The 18,189-nt window shown below is 64.0% G+C and carries 19 protein-coding genes; 7 read left to right on the top strand and 12 right to left on the bottom strand.

Annotation, left to right across the window (positions count from 1 at the left end):
• The first annotated feature begins 152 nt into the window (after window positions 1–152).
• The 5 genes from pbpC to AC0L2C_RS12080 all read left to right on the top strand — a co-directional run bounded on the left by pbpC (window position 153) and on the right by AC0L2C_RS12080 (window position 6,376).
• Window positions 153–2,258: a penicillin-binding protein 1C gene (gene pbpC / locus AC0L2C_RS12100; protein ID WP_473523440.1), complete on the top strand. Its 2,106-nt coding sequence runs from the start codon at window positions 153–155 to the stop codon at window positions 2,256–2,258.
• A 272-nt stretch (window positions 2,259–2,530) separates the two neighbouring features.
• Complete coding sequence (locus AC0L2C_RS12095) at window positions 2,531–3,559, top strand: sulfate ABC transporter substrate-binding protein (RefSeq protein WP_287241034.1); 1,029 nt, start codon at window positions 2,531–2,533, stop codon at window positions 3,557–3,559.
• A gap of 32 nt (window positions 3,560–3,591) precedes the next feature.
• The gene (cysT, locus tag AC0L2C_RS12090) at window positions 3,592–4,443 is read left to right on the top strand and encodes a sulfate ABC transporter permease subunit CysT (protein WP_027154317.1); all 852 of its coding nucleotides are present in this window, start codon (window positions 3,592–3,594) and stop codon (window positions 4,441–4,443) included.
• Window positions 4,436–5,320 carry a sulfate ABC transporter permease subunit CysW gene (gene cysW / locus AC0L2C_RS12085; RefSeq protein WP_023798668.1) on the top strand — a complete coding sequence of 295 codons (885 nt, stop codon included), beginning with the start codon at window positions 4,436–4,438 and terminating at the stop codon, window positions 5,318–5,320. The genes cysT and cysW overlap by 8 nt, the downstream gene beginning before the upstream one ends.
• 15 nt (window positions 5,321–5,335) lie before the next feature.
• Window positions 5,336–6,376: a sulfate/molybdate ABC transporter ATP-binding protein gene (locus AC0L2C_RS12080; protein WP_287241025.1), complete on the top strand. Its 1,041-nt coding sequence runs from the start codon at window positions 5,336–5,338 to the stop codon at window positions 6,374–6,376.
• A gap of 14 nt (window positions 6,377–6,390) precedes the next feature.
• Here the strand turns inward: AC0L2C_RS12080 and AC0L2C_RS12075 are convergent, their stop codons facing one another.
• Together AC0L2C_RS12075 and AC0L2C_RS12070 are read right to left on the bottom strand one after the other, a co-directional pair.
• The gene (locus AC0L2C_RS12075; RefSeq protein ID WP_198032668.1) at window positions 6,391–6,549 is read right to left on the bottom strand and encodes a PIN domain-containing protein; all 159 of its coding nucleotides are present in this window, start codon (window positions 6,547–6,549) and stop codon (window positions 6,391–6,393) included.
• On the bottom strand, window positions 6,549–6,821 hold the full coding sequence (locus AC0L2C_RS12070) for an antitoxin (RefSeq protein ID WP_287241047.1): 273 nt from the start codon (window positions 6,819–6,821) through the stop codon (window positions 6,549–6,551). Before AC0L2C_RS12070 ends, AC0L2C_RS12075 begins: the two co-directional genes overlap by 1 nt.
• A gap of 252 nt (window positions 6,822–7,073) precedes the next feature.
• On the opposite strand from AC0L2C_RS12070, the gene AC0L2C_RS12065 reads away from it, so the two are divergent.
• Window positions 7,074–8,060: a sulfate ABC transporter substrate-binding protein gene (locus AC0L2C_RS12065; protein ID WP_287241023.1), complete on the top strand. Its 987-nt coding sequence runs from the start codon at window positions 7,074–7,076 to the stop codon at window positions 8,058–8,060.
• A 252-nt stretch (window positions 8,061–8,312) separates the two neighbouring features.
• Window positions 8,313–8,762 (top strand): RrF2 family transcriptional regulator, encoded by a 450-nt coding sequence (locus AC0L2C_RS12060; RefSeq protein ID WP_287241022.1) that lies wholly within the window; start codon window positions 8,313–8,315, stop codon window positions 8,760–8,762.
• Between the two features lie 37 nt (window positions 8,763–8,799).
• Here the strand turns inward: AC0L2C_RS12060 and AC0L2C_RS12055 are convergent, their stop codons facing one another.
• The 10 genes from AC0L2C_RS12055 to AC0L2C_RS12010 all read right to left on the bottom strand — a co-directional run bounded on the left by AC0L2C_RS12055 (window position 8,800) and on the right by AC0L2C_RS12010 (window position 18,094).
• On the bottom strand, window positions 8,800–9,327 hold the full coding sequence (locus AC0L2C_RS12055) for a gluconokinase (protein WP_473523439.1): 528 nt from the start codon (window positions 9,325–9,327) through the stop codon (window positions 8,800–8,802).
• A gap of 29 nt (window positions 9,328–9,356) precedes the next feature.
• Window positions 9,357–10,343, bottom strand: coding sequence for an ABC transporter permease (locus AC0L2C_RS12050; RefSeq protein WP_023798663.1), 987 nt, complete (start codon window positions 10,341–10,343; stop codon window positions 9,357–9,359).
• Window positions 10,340–11,320 carry an ABC transporter permease gene (locus AC0L2C_RS12045; RefSeq protein ID WP_023798662.1) on the bottom strand — a complete coding sequence of 327 codons (981 nt, stop codon included), beginning with the start codon at window positions 11,318–11,320 and terminating at the stop codon, window positions 10,340–10,342. Before AC0L2C_RS12045 ends, AC0L2C_RS12050 begins: the two co-directional genes overlap by 4 nt.
• Window positions 11,317–12,864, bottom strand: coding sequence for a sugar ABC transporter ATP-binding protein (locus AC0L2C_RS12040; RefSeq protein ID WP_287241018.1), 1,548 nt, complete (start codon window positions 12,862–12,864; stop codon window positions 11,317–11,319). The genes AC0L2C_RS12045 and AC0L2C_RS12040 overlap by 4 nt, the downstream gene beginning before the upstream one ends.
• Window positions 12,865–12,933: 69 nt before the next feature.
• Window positions 12,934–14,058, bottom strand: a complete 1,125-nt coding sequence (locus AC0L2C_RS12035) for a sugar ABC transporter substrate-binding protein (protein WP_023798660.1) — start codon at window positions 14,056–14,058, stop codon at window positions 12,934–12,936.
• 312 nt (window positions 14,059–14,370) lie between these two features.
• A complete protein-coding gene (gntR, locus tag AC0L2C_RS12030) occupies window positions 14,371–15,399 on the bottom strand; it encodes an HTH-type transcriptional regulator GntR (RefSeq protein WP_473523438.1) in 1,029 nt (342 codons plus the stop codon).
• Between the two features lie 248 nt (window positions 15,400–15,647).
• Window positions 15,648–15,869, bottom strand: coding sequence for a hypothetical protein (locus tag AC0L2C_RS12025; RefSeq protein WP_023798658.1), 222 nt, complete (start codon window positions 15,867–15,869; stop codon window positions 15,648–15,650).
• A 124-nt stretch (window positions 15,870–15,993) separates the two neighbouring features.
• Window positions 15,994–16,404: an SRPBCC family protein gene (locus AC0L2C_RS12020; RefSeq protein ID WP_473523437.1), complete on the bottom strand. Its 411-nt coding sequence runs from the start codon at window positions 16,402–16,404 to the stop codon at window positions 15,994–15,996.
• On the bottom strand, window positions 16,401–16,724 hold the full coding sequence (locus tag AC0L2C_RS12015) for an ArsR/SmtB family transcription factor (RefSeq protein ID WP_023798656.1): 324 nt from the start codon (window positions 16,722–16,724) through the stop codon (window positions 16,401–16,403). Before AC0L2C_RS12015 ends, AC0L2C_RS12020 begins: the two co-directional genes overlap by 4 nt.
• 137 nt (window positions 16,725–16,861) lie before the next feature.
• On the bottom strand, window positions 16,862–18,094 hold the full coding sequence (locus AC0L2C_RS12010) for an MFS transporter (RefSeq protein ID WP_473523436.1): 1,233 nt from the start codon (window positions 18,092–18,094) through the stop codon (window positions 16,862–16,864).
• Window positions 18,095–18,189 lie beyond the last annotated feature (95 nt).

The following is an 18,189-nucleotide window of genomic DNA, read 5'->3' as shown; positions in this document are numbered from 1 at the left end:
GCCCTGCCGGGCATTTCTCCCCGTATAGTGGCGGGGAGAAAGAGGCCTGCGCCGAAATTTTCGCCAAACTCGAACGCTGCTGAAAAGCCGCTGTGGGCCGTGACAGCCCCCTTCTCCCCGTCACTATACGGGGAGAAGGTGCCGGCAGGCGGATGAGGGGCAGCGCCGTGCTCTCCAAAAAATTCCTGCGCCGTTCAGCCATCGCCGCCGCCTCCCTCTCCGGCTTCGCAGCAATCGCCGCCGCCACCCTTTGGCAGCTCGACCGCGCCTTTCCGCCGCCGCTGCCGGCGGCGCTGACGGTATCGACCGAAGTCCAGGACCGCGACGGCCAACTGTTGCGGGCCTTCGCCACGCCGGACGGCTATTGGCGGCTCGCCACCCGCCTCGACCAGGTCGACAGACAGTTCGTCGACATGCTGGTGACTTACGAGGACAAGCGCTTCTGGGATCATGAAGGCGTCGACGTGCTGGCGCTGGCCCGCGCCGTCGGCCAGTTCGCGACCAATGGCCGTATCGTCTCCGGCGGCTCGACGCTGTCGATGCAGCTCGCCCGGCTGACCGAACCGCGCGACAGCCGCAGCCTCGGCTCCAAGCTCAAGCAGCTGCTGCGCGCCCTGCAGATCGAGCGGCGGCTCACCAAGCGCGAGATCCTCGAACGCTATCTGACGCTGGCGCCCTATGGCGGCAATCTCGAAGGCGTGCGCGCCGCCTCGCTGGCCTATTTCGGCAAGGAGCCGAAGCGGCTGACCGTTTCGGAGGCGGCGCTGCTCGTCGCGCTGCCGCAACTGCCGGAAAAGCGCCGGCCCGACCGCAACCTCGCAATCGCCCACGCCGCCCGCGACCGGGTGCTGACGCGAATGGTCGCATCAGGCCTGCTCGGCGAGCGCGAGGCCGCACGTGCCGCGCTCGACGATGTTCCCGCCAGCCGCCGCCCGCTGCCGGCGCTTGCCGCCCATGCCGCTTATACAGTGCTGCCCCGGGCCGTCGCAGGCCACAAGCTGCGGCTGACGATCCGCAAGAGTGTCCAGGAAGGACTGGAACAGGTGGCCAGGGATGCCGCCGCCAGGCTCAGCCCTCGCCTGTCCGTCGCCATGGTGCTGGCCGACGCCCGCACCGGCGACATCCTCGGCGAAGTCGGCTCCGCCGACTATTTCGACGCCAGCCGCTCCGGCTGGATCGACATGACTAGGATCGTCCGCTCGCCCGGTTCGACGCTGAAGCCGTTCATCTACGGGCTCGCCTTCGAGCAGGGATTGGTGGCGCAGGAAACGCTGATCGATGACAGGCCGACGGATTTCTCCGGCTATCGGCCGAAGAATTTCGACATGGGCTATCAGGGCGACGTCAGCATCAGGCAGGCGCTGCAGCTGTCGCTCAACGTGCCGGCGATCAGTGTGCTCGACGCGGTCGGGCCGGCGCGGCTGCTCGCGCGCTTCCGGCAGGCCGGCGTCACGCCGATCCTGCCCGTCAACAAGGCGCCGGGTCTCGCCATCGGCCTTGGCGGCGTCGGCGTGACGTTGCGCGACCTCGTCCAGCTCTATGCCGGGCTCGCCAATGGCGGCAAGGCACACACGCTGCATGACGGCACCGAGCCGGCGAATGCCGAGCGCTCGACCGCTACCGTCCTCGACGATCAGGCGAACTGGCAGATCACCGACATATTGTCGGGCGTCAAGCCGCCCGAGGGCGCCGCCCGGCGCGGCATTGCCTACAAGACCGGCACCTCCTACGGCTACCGCGATGCCTGGTCGGTCGGCTTCGACGGGCGCTACGTACTGGGCGTCTGGGTCGGCCGTCCCGATGCCGGCGCGGTGCCCGGCCTGTCCGGCTATGTCTCGGCCGCACCGATCCTGTTCGAGGGCTTTGTCCGCTCTGGCCTGGCTGCCGTGCCGCTGCCAGGCCAGCCGGCCGGCGTCACTAGACCCAGGCGCGACGATCTGCCGGTGACATTGGCGCGCTTCGGTTCTGGCGCCGACGGCCTGGTCCAGGCGACGCCGACCGAGCCCGCGCCGACGATCATCTTTCCGCCCGACGGCGCCCACGTCGATCTCGCCGCCACCACCGCCGACGCCACGCCACTGGTGCTGAAGCTGCAAGGCGGCCGCGCCCCGTTCCGCTGGCTGGCCAATGGCAAGCCGCTGGTCGGCATCGACCGGCGGCGCACCGCGACCTGGCAGCCGGACGGCGCCGGCTATTCGACCCTGACCGTGATCGACGCGGCCGGGCGTGCGGCCAGCGTGAAAGTGTTCGTTGAATAGAATGCGCCAAGGGATTCAGGGAATTGGCTTTCCATTAGGTCGGCGAGTAAGCAGGACACGCTCGACTCCTCAGGCCATTGCCGAGGCGCGACCTGTCTCTAGATAGATTGCTTCATGTGCCCGGAATCCGCACTGCAGCGTTGCGAGGAAAGAATTTCTTCGTGATGCCGAAAGCCGGCGAAAAATTGCTTCATAAGGCCAAAAAAAACAACATTGAATGCATCTAATTTCTACCAATTCAGTAGATTGAGGTGATCTCAACGGAGGCGGAAATGACCAATCCTCATTTCAGGAAACTGCTCGGCGCACTGGTCGCCACATCTGTCCAGTTCGGCACGCTCGGTTTCGCGTTCGCCGATACCACCATCCTCAATGTGTCGTATGATCCGACGCGTGAGCTGTACAAGCAATTCGACGAAGCGTTCGCCGCTCACTGGCAGGCCGAGACCGGCGAGACGGTAACCGTCCAGCAATCGCATGGCGGGTCGGGCGCACAGGCCCGTGCCGTGATCGACGGCCTCGACGCCGACGTGGTGACGCTGGCGCTAGAAGGCGACATCAACGCCATCGTCGAGAAATCGAAGAAAATCAATCCCGACTGGCGGACCAGATTCGAGAACAATTCGGCGCCCTACACCTCGACCATCATCTTCCTCGTCCGCAAGGGCAATCCGAAAGGCATCCAGGACTGGGGCGATCTGGTCAAGGACGACGTCCAGGTGATCACGCCCAACCCCAAGACTTCGGGCGGCGCACGCTGGAACTATCTCGCCGCCTGGGCCTATGCCAACGCCAAGGATGGCGGCGACGAGGCCAAGACAAAGGAATTCGTCGGCAATCTGTACTCTCATGTTCCGGTGCTCGACACCGGTGCGCGCGGCGCAACCGTGACCTTCGCGCAAAAAGGCCTCGGCGACGTGCTGCTGGCCTGGGAAAACGAGGCCTATCTGGCGCTCGACGAATTCGGCGCCGACAATTTCGATATCGTCTACCCGCCGACCTCGATCCTGGCCGAGCCGCCGGTCGCCGTGGTCGACGCCAATGTCGATGCCAAGGGCACGCGAAAAGTCGCCGAAGCCTATCTGAGCTACCTCTACTCCAAGGAAGGCCAGACGCTAATCGCCAAGAACCACTATCGCCCGTCGAAGCCGGATTTGGTACCGCCCGAGGACCTCGCCAAACTGCCTGAGATCAAGCTGATCACCATCGACGATCCGCTTTTTGGCGGTTGGAAGAAAGCACAGCCTTACCATTTCGGCGACGGTGGTATATTCGACCAGATCTACAAGCCGGCCCAGTAGACCCAGTTAGCTAGACTCTAGATCAGGACGACATGACCACAGCACCCGCCAAGGCGGGGTGGCGGTTCAGACAGCCGAGCGTCATTCCGGGTTTCGGATTGACGCTCGGCTTCTCGCTTGCCTACCTCACGCTCATCATCCTCATTCCCTTGTCAGGGCTGATCTGGCGATCGGCCGCGCTTGGCTGGGCCGATTTCTGGGCGATCGCCACCGACCGCCGCACCATCAACGCGCTTGAAATCAGCTTTGGCACCGCCTTCATTGCCGCCATGGTCAATGTCGTCTTCGGCACGATCGTTGCCTGGGTGCTGGTGCGCTACAGCTTTCCTGGCCGCCGCATCGTCGATGCCATGGTCGACCTGCCCTTCGCCTTGCCGACGGCGGTCGCCGGCATCGCGCTGACCACGCTCTACGCGCCGAACGGCTGGCTCGGCAGTCTGCTGGCGCCGCTCGGCGTCAAGGTCGCCTATACGCCGCTCGGCATCGTCATCGCGCTGATCTTCATCGGCCTGCCTTTTGTCGTGCGCACCGTCCAGCCGATCATGGAGGAGATCGACAAGGAGGTCGAGGAAGTGGCTGCCACGCTCGGCGCCAATCGCTTCCAGACAATCGCCCGGGTTCTGCTTCCGGGCCTGGCGCCGGCCATCGTCACCGGTTTCGCGCTGGCTTTCGCGCGCGGTGTCGGCGAGTACGGCTCCGTCATCTTCATCGCCGGCAACCTGCCCTACAAATCCGAGATCGCGCCGCTTCTGATCGTCATCCGGCTGGAGGAATACAATTATGCGGCGGCGACCGCGATCGCGGCGATCATGCTCGCTTTGTCGTTCGTGATGCTGCTGGTCATCAATCTGGTCCAGACGTGGAGCCGCAAGCGCTATGGCTGATCCGGAGATCAAATCCTACGCACCGCACCACGAAAGCCAGTCGGCGGCAGTGACCGAGAGCCGCCCGGCGAAAGCCGTGCTGATGATCGTGACCTTTGCCTTCCTCGGCATTTTCCTGCTGTTGCCGCTGATCGTCGTCTTCAACGAGGCTTTCGCAAAGGGCATCGGTGCCTATACCGAGGCGCTGACCAATCCCGACACGCGTTCGGCGATCCACCTGACGCTGCTGGTGGCGGCGATCTCGGTGCCGCTCAACATCGTCTTCGGCGTCTCCGCCGCCTGGGCGATCGCCAAGTTCGAGTTCAAGGGCAAGGCCTTCCTGACCACGCTGATCGACCTGCCGTTTTCGGTATCGCCGGTCATTTCCGGCCTGGTCTATGTGCTGTTATTCGGCGCGCAAGGCCTGTTCGGCGCCTGGCTGAAGGCGCATGGCATCGTCATCCTGTTTGCCGTGCCGGGCATCGTGCTGGCCACCATCTTCGTCACCTTCCCGTTCGTCGCCCGCGAACTGATCCCCTTGATGCAGGAACAGGGCAACGGCGACGAGGAGGCGGCGCTATCGCTCGGCGCCAATGGCTGGCAGGCGTTCTGGTACGTGACGCTGCCCAACGTCAAATGGGGGCTGCTCTACGGGGTCTTGTTGTGCAATGCCCGCGCCATGGGCGAGTTCGGCGCGGTCTCCGTCGTGTCGGGCCACATACGCGGACTGACTAACACCATGCCGCTGCATGTCGAAATCCTCTATAACGAATACAATGCCGCAGCCGCCTTCGCCGTCGCTTCACTGCTTGCCGGCCTGGCGCTGGTCACGCTGGTCTTGAAAACACTTCTCGAGATGCGCTACGGCGCCGAGCTCGCCGCGACGCGCGGACACTGAAAAAAGGGACGGTTGATGGAAGTTCGCGTTGCCAACGTGCGTAAGGAGTTTGAGCGGTTTCCGGCCCTCCACGACGTTTCGCTTGACATCAAGTCCGGCGAACTGATCGCGCTGCTCGGGCCGTCCGGCTCCGGCAAGACGACGCTGCTCAGGCTGATCGCCGGGCTGGAGCGGCCGACGAAAGGAAAGATCTTCTTTGGCGAGGAGGATGCGTCGCAAAAGTCGATCCAGCAGCGCAATGTCGGCTTCGTGTTCCAGCATTATGCGCTGTTTCGCCATATGACGGTCGCCGACAATATCGGCTTTGGCTTAAAAGTTCGGCATGGCGCGTCACGGCCGTCGGCGCAGGAAATCCGCCGCCGTGCCTCAGAGCTTCTCGACCTCGTCCAGCTTTCCGGCTTGGAAAAGCGCTATCCGGCTCAGCTTTCGGGCGGCCAGCGCCAGCGCGTGGCGCTGGCCCGCGCGATGGCGATCGAACCGGCCGTGCTTTTGCTGGACGAGCCGTTCGGCGCGCTCGACGCCCAGGTCCGCCGCGAATTGCGCCGCTGGCTGCGCGACATCCACGACGCCACCGGCCACACCACGGTCTTTGTCACCCATGACCAGGAAGAAGCGCTCGAGCTCGCCGACCGCGTCGTGGTGATGAGCCAGGGCAGCATCGAGCAGGTCGGCACCGCCGACGAAATCTACGACACGCCGAACTCGCCCTTCGTCTATGGCTTCATCGGTGAATCGAGCGCGCTTCCCGTCAAGGTCGAGGACGGCCAGGTCTGGATCGCCGACCGCCCGATCGGGCTGTCGGCGCCGCAGGCGCCGCGGGGCGAAGCAACGCTGTTCTTCCGCCCGCACGATGTCGACCTGGTGGACGAATGCAATGGCTGCATCGCCGGCACGGTCGCCGCCAGCCGCCGCGTCGCCGGCACCAGACGGGTGGAGCTCGAAATCGGCGGCGAGCGCCGGCGGGTCGAGATCGAGCTGCCGGTCGACCATCCGGCGGCGCAGAAAAGCCGGGTCGCGTTCAGGCCGCGGCGCTGGAAACTTTTTCCGGCTGCTTGATCCTCTGTCCGGCGCTACGCCAGCCAGTTCTCGACCTTCAGGCCTTTGATCCGGTTGAACTCTCCCATGTTGGCGGTCACCAAGGTGGTGATGCGCAGGATGGCGCTGGTGGCTCTGCCCGCCGGGTTTCGGACCATATCGCTGATAATGTTGGTGTCCAGCATGAACCGCATTAAAAAAATTCCTCGGATTTGACAGGCATATCGTCGGTCTCGGGGAAGTCTCCCTCGGGACCGAGCGGCGGCTCTTGCGCCCATTGCGCGAGCAGCGCCGAGAGGCCAAGTTTGCGGACCGGCTCGATGACCAAGCGGTCGCCTTCACGGCTGATCAAGACCTTTTCGCCGGGGAGCTCGAACTTGACAGGAATGCGCACCGCTTGGCTGCGATTGTTGCGAAACAGCTTCGCCTCTTTCGGCGGGGTTTTGGAATGGCGGGGCTGGGGCATAGCGATGGCTCCTTTGTATACATCATTTGTAAAATGCCAGGCAGTGTCGCGATGCAATCGTTTTGCCAACGCACGGGGACCGCTGCCTAGGTGCATCGAAAGACTCCGCGTGAAAGAAAATCCTAGCGACGGCCCGGAATGGGAACATTTTTCTCGCGAGGGCCTGGCGAAGGCGCTCTCCGTGTCTCGTCGCCCACCGTGCCTTGCCGCTATGGTTCGGCAATAAGCGCACTGCATTGGAGTTCTGTTTTCATGAAGCGATTTTTGCTTGGCGTCGCCACATTGGCCGGCCTGTTCCTGGCATCCTCCCAAGCCTGGTCGGCCGACAGACTGCTGAATGCGTCCTATGATGTCGGCCGCGAACTGTTTGCGCAGGTCAACAAGGCCTTCATCGCCGAGCACCCCGGGGCGGCCATCGATCAGTCGCATGCCGGGACGTCGGCGCAGGCGCGTGCCATCGCCGAAGGCCTCGGCGCCGATGTCGTCACCTTCAACCAGGTCCTCGACATCGACTTCCTGGTCTCGAAGGGGCTTATCTCCGCCGACTGGCAGAAGGACTTCCCCGACAACGCCTCGCCTTTCTATTCGCTGCCGTCCTTTTTGGTGCGCGCCGGCAACCCGAAGAACATCGAGGATTGGAACGATCTCGTGCGCGACGACGTCCAGGTTATCTTCCCCAACCCGAAAACGTCGGGCAATGCGCGCTACACCTATCTAGCGGCCACCGCCTACGCCAAGGAAGCCTTCAAAGGCGACGATGCCAAGGTGAAGGAATTCGTCACCAAACTGTTCAACAACGTGCCGATCTTCGACTCTGGCGGGCGCGCCGCCACCACCACCTTCGTGCAGCGTGAGATCGGCGACGTGCTGATCACCTTCGAGTCGGAAACGCGCGGCGTCCGCAGGGAGTATGGCGATGACAAGTTCGAGCAGGTGACGCCCTCGGTCAGCCTGCTGGCGGAGTTTCCGGTGGCGATCGTCGACACGGTCGCCGACGAGCATGGCACGCGTGACCTCGCCAAGACCTATCTCGATTTCCTCTACACGCCGCAGGGCCAGGACATCGCCGCCCGCAACGGCCTGCGGGCTCGCGACGCGGCGGTCGCAGCCAAATACAAGGCCGAGTTTCCCGACGTCCGGCTGCTGACGGTCGAAGATGTCTTCGGCGGCTGGGCCAAGATCCAGGCCGAGCATTTCGCCGCCGGCGGACTGCTCGACCAGACCTATGGCAGCCGCTGAAGCAAGCGATCTTCGAAATCGATAGAAAACCGGCTTTTGCCGGCCTTCTTCGTTTTTCGCGCTCCGGACAGGTGATTTCCCGCACGTTCCTAGCGCGCCGTCCAAAACGTCACGAAGAATCAACGTGTTTGTGCCTACTGTGCCCGCGGACGGCTTGTTTCGCGAAACTGCATCGCGCGACAAAACGTCATGATTTGCACACAAACAACCGCCAGATGCGGGCGGTTGGGGTTTTCATGAACTGAATCGGGCATGCTTACCAAAAAAGGCAAATACGGCCTCAAGGCCCTCGTGCATCTGTCAGGCTTGCCGGTCGGCCAGCTGGCGTTCGTCAACGACATTGCCGTCGCCAACAACATCCCGAAGAAATTCCTCGATGCCATTCTGGGCGAATTGCGCAATGCCGGGTTCGTCCAGAGCCGCAAGGGCAAGGAAGGCGGCTATCGCCTCGCCCGGCCGGCCTCCGAGATCAAGATCGGCCATGTCGTGCGTGTCCTCGACGGGCCGCTGGCGCCGATCCCTTGCGCCAGCCGCACCCAATATCAGCGCTGCGATGATTGCGACGAGGCGACATGCCAGGTCCGGAACATGATGCTGGAGGTGCGCCATGCGATCGCCGAGGTGCTGGACAAGCGCAGCCTCGCCGCCATGCGCGACGCCGACAATGACGATTTTCCAGTCGAACTGACGTCACAGATCTGATCTGGCGTCTTGAAGTGGAATCGGCGCCAGCGAACCCTCATGAATTCGCCTCGAACAGGCTTGTGACGTCAGCCACAATATCGGCGATCGGGCGCGTCGCATCGAGCGTCAATACCTTCTCGTCGGCTGCCGGCGGCTCGAGCGTCGCGAACTGGCTGTCGACCAGGCTTGCCGGCATGAAATGGCCCTGGCGGGAGCCGACACGCTGCTTTGCGGTCGCGGGGTCGATTTCCAGGTAGAGGACCAAAATGTCCTGGCAAAAACCGCGCAGACGCTCGCGATAACTGCGCTTGAGCGCCGAGCAGGCGGCGACGACGCTCTGCCCATCGCCGACCGGTCCGGCAATGCGCCGGCCGATCGCGTCGAGCCAGCCTTCGCGCAATGCGTCGGTCAGCGGCTCGCCGCTTGCCATGCGCGCGACGTTTTCCGGTGGATGCAGCCAGTCGCCCTCGACGAAGGCAGCGCCCAGCGCCGCCGCCAGCGCTTCGCCGACCGCCGACTTGCCACAGCCGGCGACGCCCATCACCACGACGGCCGGTGCGGGCCGAATGCGATCGCTCTGCATTTGTGCTGTCTTTTCGTCCACGATGCGGGTCAGCGGCTGGCCGGCGCGCGGCCGTAAAGCAGGAGCATGGCGACGATGACGACGCCATAGATGATCTGCCGCCCCGCCTCCGGCATCTGCATGACGGAAAGAATGGATTGCAAAAGCGTGATCAGGATGACGCCCGCGACCGTGCCGAGATAGGAGCCGCGGCCGCCGAGGATCGAGGTGCCGCCAAGCACCACCGCAGCGATCGACGGCAGGAGATAGGCGTCGCCCATCGACTGCGCCGCCTTGGAGGCATAGCCGGCCAGAAGGACGCCGCCGAAGGCGGAGAGCCCGCCGGATACGGCGAAGGCGATCAGCACCACGCGCCGCGTGTCGATGCCGGAAAGGTAGGCGGCGCGCTCGCGGTTGCCGATGCCGTAGACCGTGCGGCCGAAGCCGGTGCGGGTCAGCACGAAAACCATCGCAGCACCGATCAGCGCCCAGATGACGACGGCGTTGGGCACGCCCGGAATGGCAAAGCCGGTCGCCAGATAGCGCATCGCCCGGGTCGCCGAATCCTGTGGCGAGAAGCCGCCGGTATAGACCACCATCAGCCCTTGCGCGACGGCATTGGTGGCGAGCGTGATGATCATCGAGGGAATGCGCAGATAAGCGACGCCGATGCCGTTGACGATGCCGATCGCGACGCCGCAGAAAATGCCGAACGGGATCGCCAGCGCCACGCCGAGCGGGCCGTAGGCGGCGGCCGCACAGGCCATCATCGCGCCCGTCGCCACCGACCACGGCACCGACAGGTCGATCTGGCCAAGCAGGATGACCAGCATCATTCCGGTGGCGATGACGCCGAGAAACGACGCCACCTTGAGCTGCTGCAGCAGATATTCCGGCGACAGGAAGCTGCGCGAATAAAGGCTGCCGACAAACAGCAGCAGCACGATGCAGGCAAAGGCGGTCAGCACCGCAGGGTCGGCGCGGCGGATGAATTTCGGCATGCGGCCGGCGATGCCGGCGATGGTCGTTTCGCTCACAGGAACCACTCCAGCCGGTTGCGGACCCTGAACAGGGCGAAGGCGCCGAGGCTGACGGCGATCAGCAGGATGACGCCCTGGAACAGCGGCTGCCAGAGCGGATCGAAATCGAAGACGAAGAGCAGGTCGCCGATGGTGCGGAAGGCGAGCGCGCCGAAAATCGCGCCGATGGCGCTGCCCTTGCCGCCGAACAATGAGACGCCGCCGAGCACCACGGCGGCGATCGAGAACAGCGTATAGGCATTGCCGCTGGCATAGGCCGCCTCGCCCGTATAGGTGAAGAAGGTCAGGAACAGCCCGCCGATCGCGGCCAGCAGGCCGGCCAGCGCATAGGCGGCGAATTTTCCCCGGCGGATCGGCACGCCGGACATGTAGGCTGCCATCTCCGACGATCCGGCCGCGTAAGCGGCGCGGCCGAGCACCGACCGGCTGAACGGCACCCAGACGACGAGCACGATGGCCAGCAGCGCCACCAGGCTCGCCGGCACCACGCCGAACAGCCGCCCGGTCAGCGCGTCGGCAAGATCCTCGTTGACCGAACCGCCCGGGAACGGTCGCAGCAGCAGCGCGATGCCGAAATAGACCGCGCCGGTGGCAATGGTGGTGACGATCGGCTGCAGCCGTCCGTAGATGACGATGGCGCCGTTGATCGCCCCGCACAGCAGTCCGGTGCCGAGCACCGCGACGACGCCGAAGGCGGTCTCGATGCCGGTGCCGATGACCAGCCATGAGGCCAGGCAATTGGTCAGCAGAAAGATCATGCCGACGGAAAGGTCGATGCCGGCGGTGATCACCACCAGCGTCTGCGCCATGGCGACGAAGGCAAGCAGCACGCCTTTGTTGGAAGCCGTCTGCACGACATTGGCGGTAAAGCCGGCCGGATGGTTCGAGGTGTAGATCGTGAACATCACGATGAAGATACCGAACGCCAGCAGCGTTCCGCGTTGTTCGGCAAGCCAGTAGCGCCAATCCTTCACGCGTCTGCTCCTTGGCTGACGGGCATCTCTTCGCCATGGATGTTGAGCGCGCTGGCGATCAGCGCCCGCTCGGTGATTTCGGCGCCGACCAGCTCGCGCTTGACCGCTCCGTCATAGAGCACCAGCACCCGGTCGCAGCAGCCGATCAGCTCGTCATAGTCGGTCGAGTAAAACAGGATCGCCGCGCCCTGGTCGGCAAGCTTGCGCATCAGCTGATACAGTTCCTGCTTGGTGCCGACGTCGATGCCGCGCGTCGGGTCGTTGAGCAGGATGATGCGCGGCTGCCGCATCAGCCATTTGGCGATGACCACCTTCTGCTGGTTGCCGCCGGACAGCGCGCCAACCGGGATGTCGAGGCCGGCCGTCTTGATCGCCAGCAGCGCGACCATGTCGTCGATCAGCCGCTGTTCGGCGGCACGGTCGATGATGCCGGCCCTGGATAACCGGTCGAGTGCGGCAAAGGAGAGGTTTTCGCGCACCGTCATCGGCAGCATCAGGCCTTCGGTCTTGCGGTCCTCCGGGATCAGCGCCATGCCGATCCGGTCACCGCGGGCCTTGGCCGGGCTGGCGATCGCCACCGGCTTGCCGTCGATCAGTATCTGGCCGCTGAGGCCGCGCAGCACGCCGAAGAAGGCGAGCAGCAATTCGCGCTGGCCCTGGCCGTCGAGACCGCCGAGGCCGACGACCTCGCCTGCCCCGACCGTGAGCGAGATATTGTCCAGCCGGTCGGTCCACGACAGTTTTCGCGCCTCAAGCACCGGAGCGGTTATAGCCGGGGGGCGCACCGGCTTCGGTGGAAAAATATGGCTGTATTCGCGGCCGATCATCAGCTCGACGACTTCATTGTCGCTCTTCGAGCCCGCAGCATAGCTGGCGACGTTGCGGCCGTTGCGGTACACCGTGCACTGGTCAGCTAGTTCGGCGATCTCGTTCATCCGATGCGAGATGTAGAGCAGCGCCAACCCTTCCGAGCGCAGCCGCTTCAAGACGCCAAAAATCTTGGCGACGTCGGCCGCGGTCAGCGCCGAGGTCGCCTCGTCGAGGATCAGGATGCGCGGCTTCCTGGCAAGTGCTTTGGCGATCTCGACCATCTGCCGTCTTGAAAGCGGAAGATCCTTGACCAGCGCCAGTGGGTGGATGTCGGCGGCGCCTGCACGCGCCAGGGCTTCCTCCGCGATGCGCCGCTGCGCCTTGCGGTCGATCATGCCGAACCGTTTCGGCGGATCGGAAATGACGATGTTGTCGGCGACGCTGAGTTCGGGGACGAGTGACAATTCCTGGAAGATGCAGACGATGCCGGCCTGGTTGGCCGCGGCCGGCGACGCGAAGCTCACCTCGCTTCCGTCCAGCATCATGCGGCCTTCGTCAGGCGCGACGACGCCGGCCATGACCTTGATCAGCGTCGATTTGCCGGCGCCGTTTTCGCCGAGGATAGCGTGGATGCTGCCTGGCGTGACCGAAAGCTCGGCCTTTTCCAGCGCCCGCACACCGCCATAGCGCTTGGATATGCCCTCCATGCGGAAGAGCGGAACCGCACCGTCCATCGGCCCCTCCCAAGGCGCTTGTTCTTCGGGACCGGCGCCACGGAATACCCGCGGCGCCGAGCGATCAGCCTACTGGTTCTCCTTGCTCTGGCCCATGATTTCCTGCGCGGTGAAATTGATGCCGCAGGTCGGGAAGGAATTGCCGACGAAGAAATTGTCGGACTGGTCGGGGAAATAGTCCTCGCCCTCCTTGAGGTTCGGATCCTCGACGATCGCCAGCGGCAGCTTCACCGCCTGCGGGACGACCTGGCCTTCGAGCGCAGCGATCGCCGTCTTGATGGCGACCGCCACCTGGGCGGGTCCGGTTCCGGCCGACGAGCATTTCAGCCCTTCTGAGGCAAACTTGGCGCAGAATTTGCGAAAGCCATTCTCCGTTTCGCCGCCGAACGGCACGAACGGATGCTTGGCGTCGATCATCGCCTGGACGATGCCGGTGTCGCCGCCCTGCCCGGTGACGCCGTCGAAGGGACCGTTGGTGGCGATCGCGTCGGCCGTAGCCTTTTGCGCGACGCCATCGTCCCATTTGCCGACGACTTCGGTGACCTCCCACTTCTTGCCCGAAGCGTCGAGGGCCTCATGGATGCCGTTGTGGCGGTCGGTGTCGACTGACGTGCCGGCAACGCCGCGCACCTCGAGGAGCTTGCCGCCATTGGGGATATGCTTGATCAGCCAGTTGGCCCACAACTCGCCAAGGCCTTTCTGGTCGACATTGACGTTGATGGCGTCCTTGGTGTCGAGGATGTTGTCGAAGGCGACCAGCACGACGCCGGCTTGCTTGGCACGCTTGATGACCGGACCGAATGCCGTCGGATTCTGCGCGTTGACGACGATCGCGTCATAGCCGGAATCGATGAAATTGTTGATCGCCGAAATCTGCGCCGGCACGTCTTCGCCGGTCGAGACGACCTTGAATTCCTTGAGCTTGGCCGCGACCTCCGGCTGCGCCGCATAGGCTTTTGCCGTCTGCACCATCTGGATGCGCCAGGTGTTGGCGATATAGCCATTGGCGAGCGCGATGCGGTACGGGCCTTCCTTCTTGGGAAACTTGAAGAACTGCGTGTCGGCGGCCCATGGCGCGAAGCATTCCGGCTCGGCGGATGGGCCTGCGACGATTTCGGGTTCGGCGAGCGCCGACGAACTCAGCATGACGAATGCAGTGGCGGCGACGACGCCACCTACGAGTGACTTGATCATCGATTTTCCTCCCAGTTGCAGTTTCTGATTGTTCTACGCGTCTCGCGTGCCTGGCTCGGCACCTCCTGCCTTGCCGTCGCGCTTTCAGGGTGGCCGAATGCCGACCCGATCTCCTCCCTCGTGGCCCAGTAAACCGGAATAAAAACTATCATATTATACATAATAAACAAGCATCATCTGTCGCTTATATATAATAAACAGACTTTCGCTGTTTTCGCGAGCTTTCGCCTGGATTTAACTGGTAGCGCTACCATGACGTAGAGTAAAGCGGCAATTCGCGATGCCTGCAAGCGCTTTCAGCGGCCAGTGCTTTCAGCGGGAAGTGCTCTCACGGCGCTTGAGTTCGAAGCCAAGGTCTACGACCGGTTGTTGCGGCCGCTTGCCTGCAATCCCCGCGAGCGCCATGGCGACCGACAGCCGGCCGATCTCGTAGCGAGGCGTCCGGACGCTGGTGACCGAGGGGAAAGCCACTTCCATCATGTCGAGATCGTTGAAGCCTGTGATGCCGATCGTCTTCGGCACGGCGATCGAGGCGCGGTGGCACTCGAACAGCGCGCCGAGCGCGATGTCGTCATTGTTGCAGAAAATCCCGTCCAGCGTCGGCATCTTGGCCAGCGCGTCGCGAAACAATTCGCGCCCGAGCGTCACGCTGGACGGCACCGGCGTGGTGGTGACAAGCCGCGCGTTGAACAGGCCGGCCGCCTCCATCGCCGCGCGATAGCCGGCCAGACGCCGCTGCGAGCGCGGGTCCATGCGCGCGCCGATGAAGCCGATGCAGCGATAGCCCATTTCGATCATGTGCTCAGTCGCCGCCCTGCCGCCATCGAAATGCGAGAAGCCGACCATCATGTCGACCGGATCGGGGCCGGTCTCCATGACCTGCACCACCGGGCAGCCGGCCGTCTCAAGCAGTCTTCGCGAAACTGGCGTCTGGTCGATGCCCGCCACGATCAGCGCCGCCGGGCGCTGCGGGCCGAACACCTGCAGCAGCCGTTCCTCCTCGAGGCCGGAATAATGGGTGTTGCCGAACTGGATGCGGTAGGAGCTGTCGGACAGGCTGTCATAGATGCCGCGCAGCACTTCGGCAAAGACGCTGTTGGTGAGCGACGGCACCAGCACGCCAAAGACCTCGGCGCGCGCCGAAGCCAATGCTCGCGCATTCGGATCGGGCAGATAGCCGAGCTCATCGACAGCAGCCTGGATCTGGCGGCGCAGATCCTCCGAAACGCGCTCCGGCTCGCGCAAGGCACGGGAGACGGTAATGGCGCCGACGCCGGCCTTGCGCGCGACATCGGCGATCGTCGGACGGCCGCCGCCACGGCGCGAGCGCGGTTTGGTCATAGCCTGGTCCCGAACGCGGCGCCCTCGCCGAAGCGCGACCGCGAAATGCTGTTCAGCGTCTTTGCCACTGTCGCCATGCCAATCCGACTTTGCCGCACCCGACTTGCCACACCCGTCTGGCGTCGCGCAGCCTTACCCCATTGTCAAGCGAACCGGGCAGGACGCTACCCGAACTCGGGTAGCGCCACTGTTTGAATTTCGGCTGTGTGTGGTGAGCGGGCGTCTTGTCGTCCACCGTGCTCAGTCTTCTACGCCGTGCGTCGTCCGCTGCGCCAGTTCGTGGCATAGGGCAACGCGAACAGATAGAGACCGCTGAGCATGAGCAAGCCGAGCGGGATCAGCGGCATGAGATATACCCAATAGGCCGGCTCGACACCTACGCCCAAGGTGATGAAGATGGCAGCGACGACCGCCGTAAAAATGATCGACAGCCAGCGGTGGAATTGCCGGATCCACGTGTTCCAGTTCATTTGGGACCTCCTCTGAAGACGAGCCGCACGACCCGCTTGGCGGCTTTTTTGCTACCTTGTTTCGTTGACAGACTTCTTGTTGGGCATTGCGTTTCGCCCTCAGATGCCTATGGCGCCGGCACGCCTATTCTATTCGCGCCAGGACCTGCTCCAGCTTCGCAAAGAACCGCTGCCATCCGTGTTGGGCGCCCTGATAGTACTGCTGCTGATCCGGCCGGAAGCCCAACTGCTCCATGCGCAGATGGGTCCCCGTGCTCGTAGGGGTGAGCGTCCATGTGACGACACTTCTGAGATCCTTGGTATCCCATGTGTAAGACAGCGTCTTGTTGGGCTCGAGTGCCTGGACCTGACAGTCGACCGTCCCCCAGTCCGCGCTCAGATTGAAACGGTGCCCCTCGTCTGGCTTGAAATCGTTCTTCATCAGCCACTCCTCGATCAAATCTGACTGGGTCAGCGCGCGCCAGATCTTTTCCGGCGGAAAAGCGACCTCCCGTTCGACAACGACGGCGCGCGTTTCGGTCTCGGTATTGGTCATTGGTCCATCCTTTTGAGCAGATCTTCGAGGTTGTCGAACCGGCTTTGCCAGAACCCAGCCATTTGGTTTGTCCAGTCGATCAGCGGCGCCAGGGCGCCGAGCTCCGCGCTATAGTGCGTGTTGCGGCCTTCGTGGCGATCGCGCACCAATCCGGCCTGCTTCAGCACCCCAAGATGCTTTGACACGGCCGGTTGCGAGACCCCGGCCCGAGCGGTCAGGGCCGCGACGGTCTGGTCTCCGTCGCGACACAGCCGCTCGAAGATGGCCCGTCGCGTCGGATCGGCAAGCGTTTTGAAGAGGATCTCGTGCGGCTGTGACATGGTGATCGATAACTCTCTGGCTATTGGAGACCAATAACCGCCGAGATATGTGTAAGTCAAGCACGAACCTGGCCGGGCTCCGCGTCACGGGGCCTACCCCATGTCGCTGCCATCGCTCTGGCCAGCGGGGAAGGTGCTCAGGCCATCGCCGCGGCGCTGCGCCGCGCCTTCCACAACAGCAGCACCATCGCTGCTATGTTCAGCAGGTTCCAGGCGATGCCGTTGAGGAACGCGGCGGCGTAGGAGCTGGTCAGATCGTAGATCCAGCCCGACATCCAGCCGCCGATTGCCATGCCGAAGATCGTTGCCATGATTACGATGCCGACGCGCTGGCCGGCCTCTTTGGCGGGCATGTATTCGCGCACGATGATGGCATAGCAAGGCACGATGCCGCCCTGCGACAGGCCGAAGACCAGCGAGACGACGTAAAGCGACGCGAGCCCGTCGAAGGGGATGTAGAACAACAGCGACAGGGCTTGCAGCACCGAGCCGATCAGCAGGGTTTTCACGCCGCCGATACGATCGGCAAGGAAGCCGGACGCCAGCCGGCTGACGACGCCCGCCGCCATCATGATCGACAGCATGTCGGCGCCTCGCGCCACGCCGTAGCCGAGATCCATGCAATAGGCGACGATATGGACCTGCGGCATCGACATCGCCACGCAGCAGCCAAGGCCGGCGACGACGAGCAACACCTGCAGCGCTGCCGGTGACAGCGTGATCGGCTGGACCGGCCGGCTGCCAGGTGAACCGGGAGCGGCGGCATGTGGTGCGCCGCGCCTGAGCAGCGTGATCAGCGGCAGCATGGTGGCGAGGCAGACGGCGCCGATCGCGGCATAGGTGAAGCGCCAGCCCTCGCTCTGTATCACGTAGGGCATTGCCAACGGCCAGATCACCCCGGCGAGATAGCTGCCGGCGGCGGCAGCCGTCACCGCGACGCCGCGGCGGCGGTTGAACCAGTGCGAGATGTCGGCGATCAGCGGCCCGAAAATCGCCGACGTGCCGACGCCGATCAAAAGTCCCTGGACAAGGGTGAACTGCAGGATCGAAGTGGTCAGCGACGCCAGCAGGAACCCGGTACCGAGCGTCACCGAGGCAATGAGCGCCGGTATCCAGTAGCCGATGCGGTCGATGGCGCGGCCGACCAGCACATTGCCGACGGCGAAACCGGCCATGGTCGCGGTATAGGGCATCGAAGCGGCGGCGCGATCGACGCCGAATTCGGCCTGCATGGCGGGCAGCACCACGACCACCGCCCACATGCCGACACCGCCGATCGTCGCCAGCAGCATCGAGATGCCGAGCCGCAGCCAGGCATAGGCGCTGTCTATGCCGGGGCTGCTCGGCCGGCTGGAGGCGGTTGTGGTCAAGGCGTTTCCTGTCCGCGGTTGTGCGCAAGTCGACGGGTTCGGCACCACTATCGGGACATTGGCGGCGCCGTGCAGCGCCACATCGCGCAATTTCG

The sequence above is a fragment of the Mesorhizobium sp. WSM4845 genome, assembly GCF_055811455.1.
This window is presented reverse-complemented; position numbering and strand designations above follow the sequence as displayed.

Bases quoted from the DNA above. Each gene is read 5' to 3' on its own strand.
- AC0L2C_RS12035 (WP_023798660.1), bottom strand. From the start codon at position 14,058: ATGATCAAGTCACTCGTAGGTGGCGTCGTCGCCGCCACTGCATTCGTC.
- gntR (WP_473523438.1), bottom strand. From the start codon at position 15,399: ATGACCAAACCGCGCTCGCGCCGTGGCGGCGGCCGTCCGACGATCGCC.
- AC0L2C_RS12075 (WP_198032668.1), bottom strand. From the start codon at position 6,549: ATGCGGTTCATGCTGGACACCAACATTATCAGCGATATGGTCCGAAAC.
- AC0L2C_RS12065 (WP_287241023.1), top strand. From the start codon at position 7,074: ATGAAGCGATTTTTGCTTGGCGTCGCCACATTGGCCGGCCTGTTCCTG.
- cysT (WP_027154317.1), top strand. From the start codon at position 3,592: ATGACCACAGCACCCGCCAAGGCGGGGTGGCGGTTCAGACAGCCGAGC.
- AC0L2C_RS12055 (WP_473523439.1), bottom strand. From the start codon at position 9,327: ATGCAGAGCGATCGCATTCGGCCCGCACCGGCCGTCGTGGTGATGGGC.
- AC0L2C_RS12080 (WP_287241025.1), top strand. From the start codon at position 5,336: ATGGAAGTTCGCGTTGCCAACGTGCGTAAGGAGTTTGAGCGGTTTCCG.
- pbpC (WP_473523440.1), top strand. From the start codon at position 153: ATGAGGGGCAGCGCCGTGCTCTCCAAAAAATTCCTGCGCCGTTCAGCC.
- AC0L2C_RS12095 (WP_287241034.1), top strand. From the start codon at position 2,531: ATGACCAATCCTCATTTCAGGAAACTGCTCGGCGCACTGGTCGCCACA.
- AC0L2C_RS12040 (WP_287241018.1), bottom strand. From the start codon at position 12,864: ATGGACGGTGCGGTTCCGCTCTTCCGCATGGAGGGCATATCCAAGCGC.
- AC0L2C_RS12070 (WP_287241047.1), bottom strand. From the start codon at position 6,821: ATGCCCCAGCCCCGCCATTCCAAAACCCCGCCGAAAGAGGCGAAGCTG.
- AC0L2C_RS12020 (WP_473523437.1), bottom strand. From the start codon at position 16,404: ATGACCAATACCGAGACCGAAACGCGCGCCGTCGTTGTCGAACGGGAG.
- AC0L2C_RS12015 (WP_023798656.1), bottom strand. From the start codon at position 16,724: ATGTCACAGCCGCACGAGATCCTCTTCAAAACGCTTGCCGATCCGACG.
- AC0L2C_RS12025 (WP_023798658.1), bottom strand. From the start codon at position 15,869: ATGAACTGGAACACGTGGATCCGGCAATTCCACCGCTGGCTGTCGATC.
- AC0L2C_RS12060 (WP_287241022.1), top strand. From the start codon at position 8,313: ATGCTTACCAAAAAAGGCAAATACGGCCTCAAGGCCCTCGTGCATCTG.
- cysW (WP_023798668.1), top strand. From the start codon at position 4,436: ATGGCTGATCCGGAGATCAAATCCTACGCACCGCACCACGAAAGCCAG.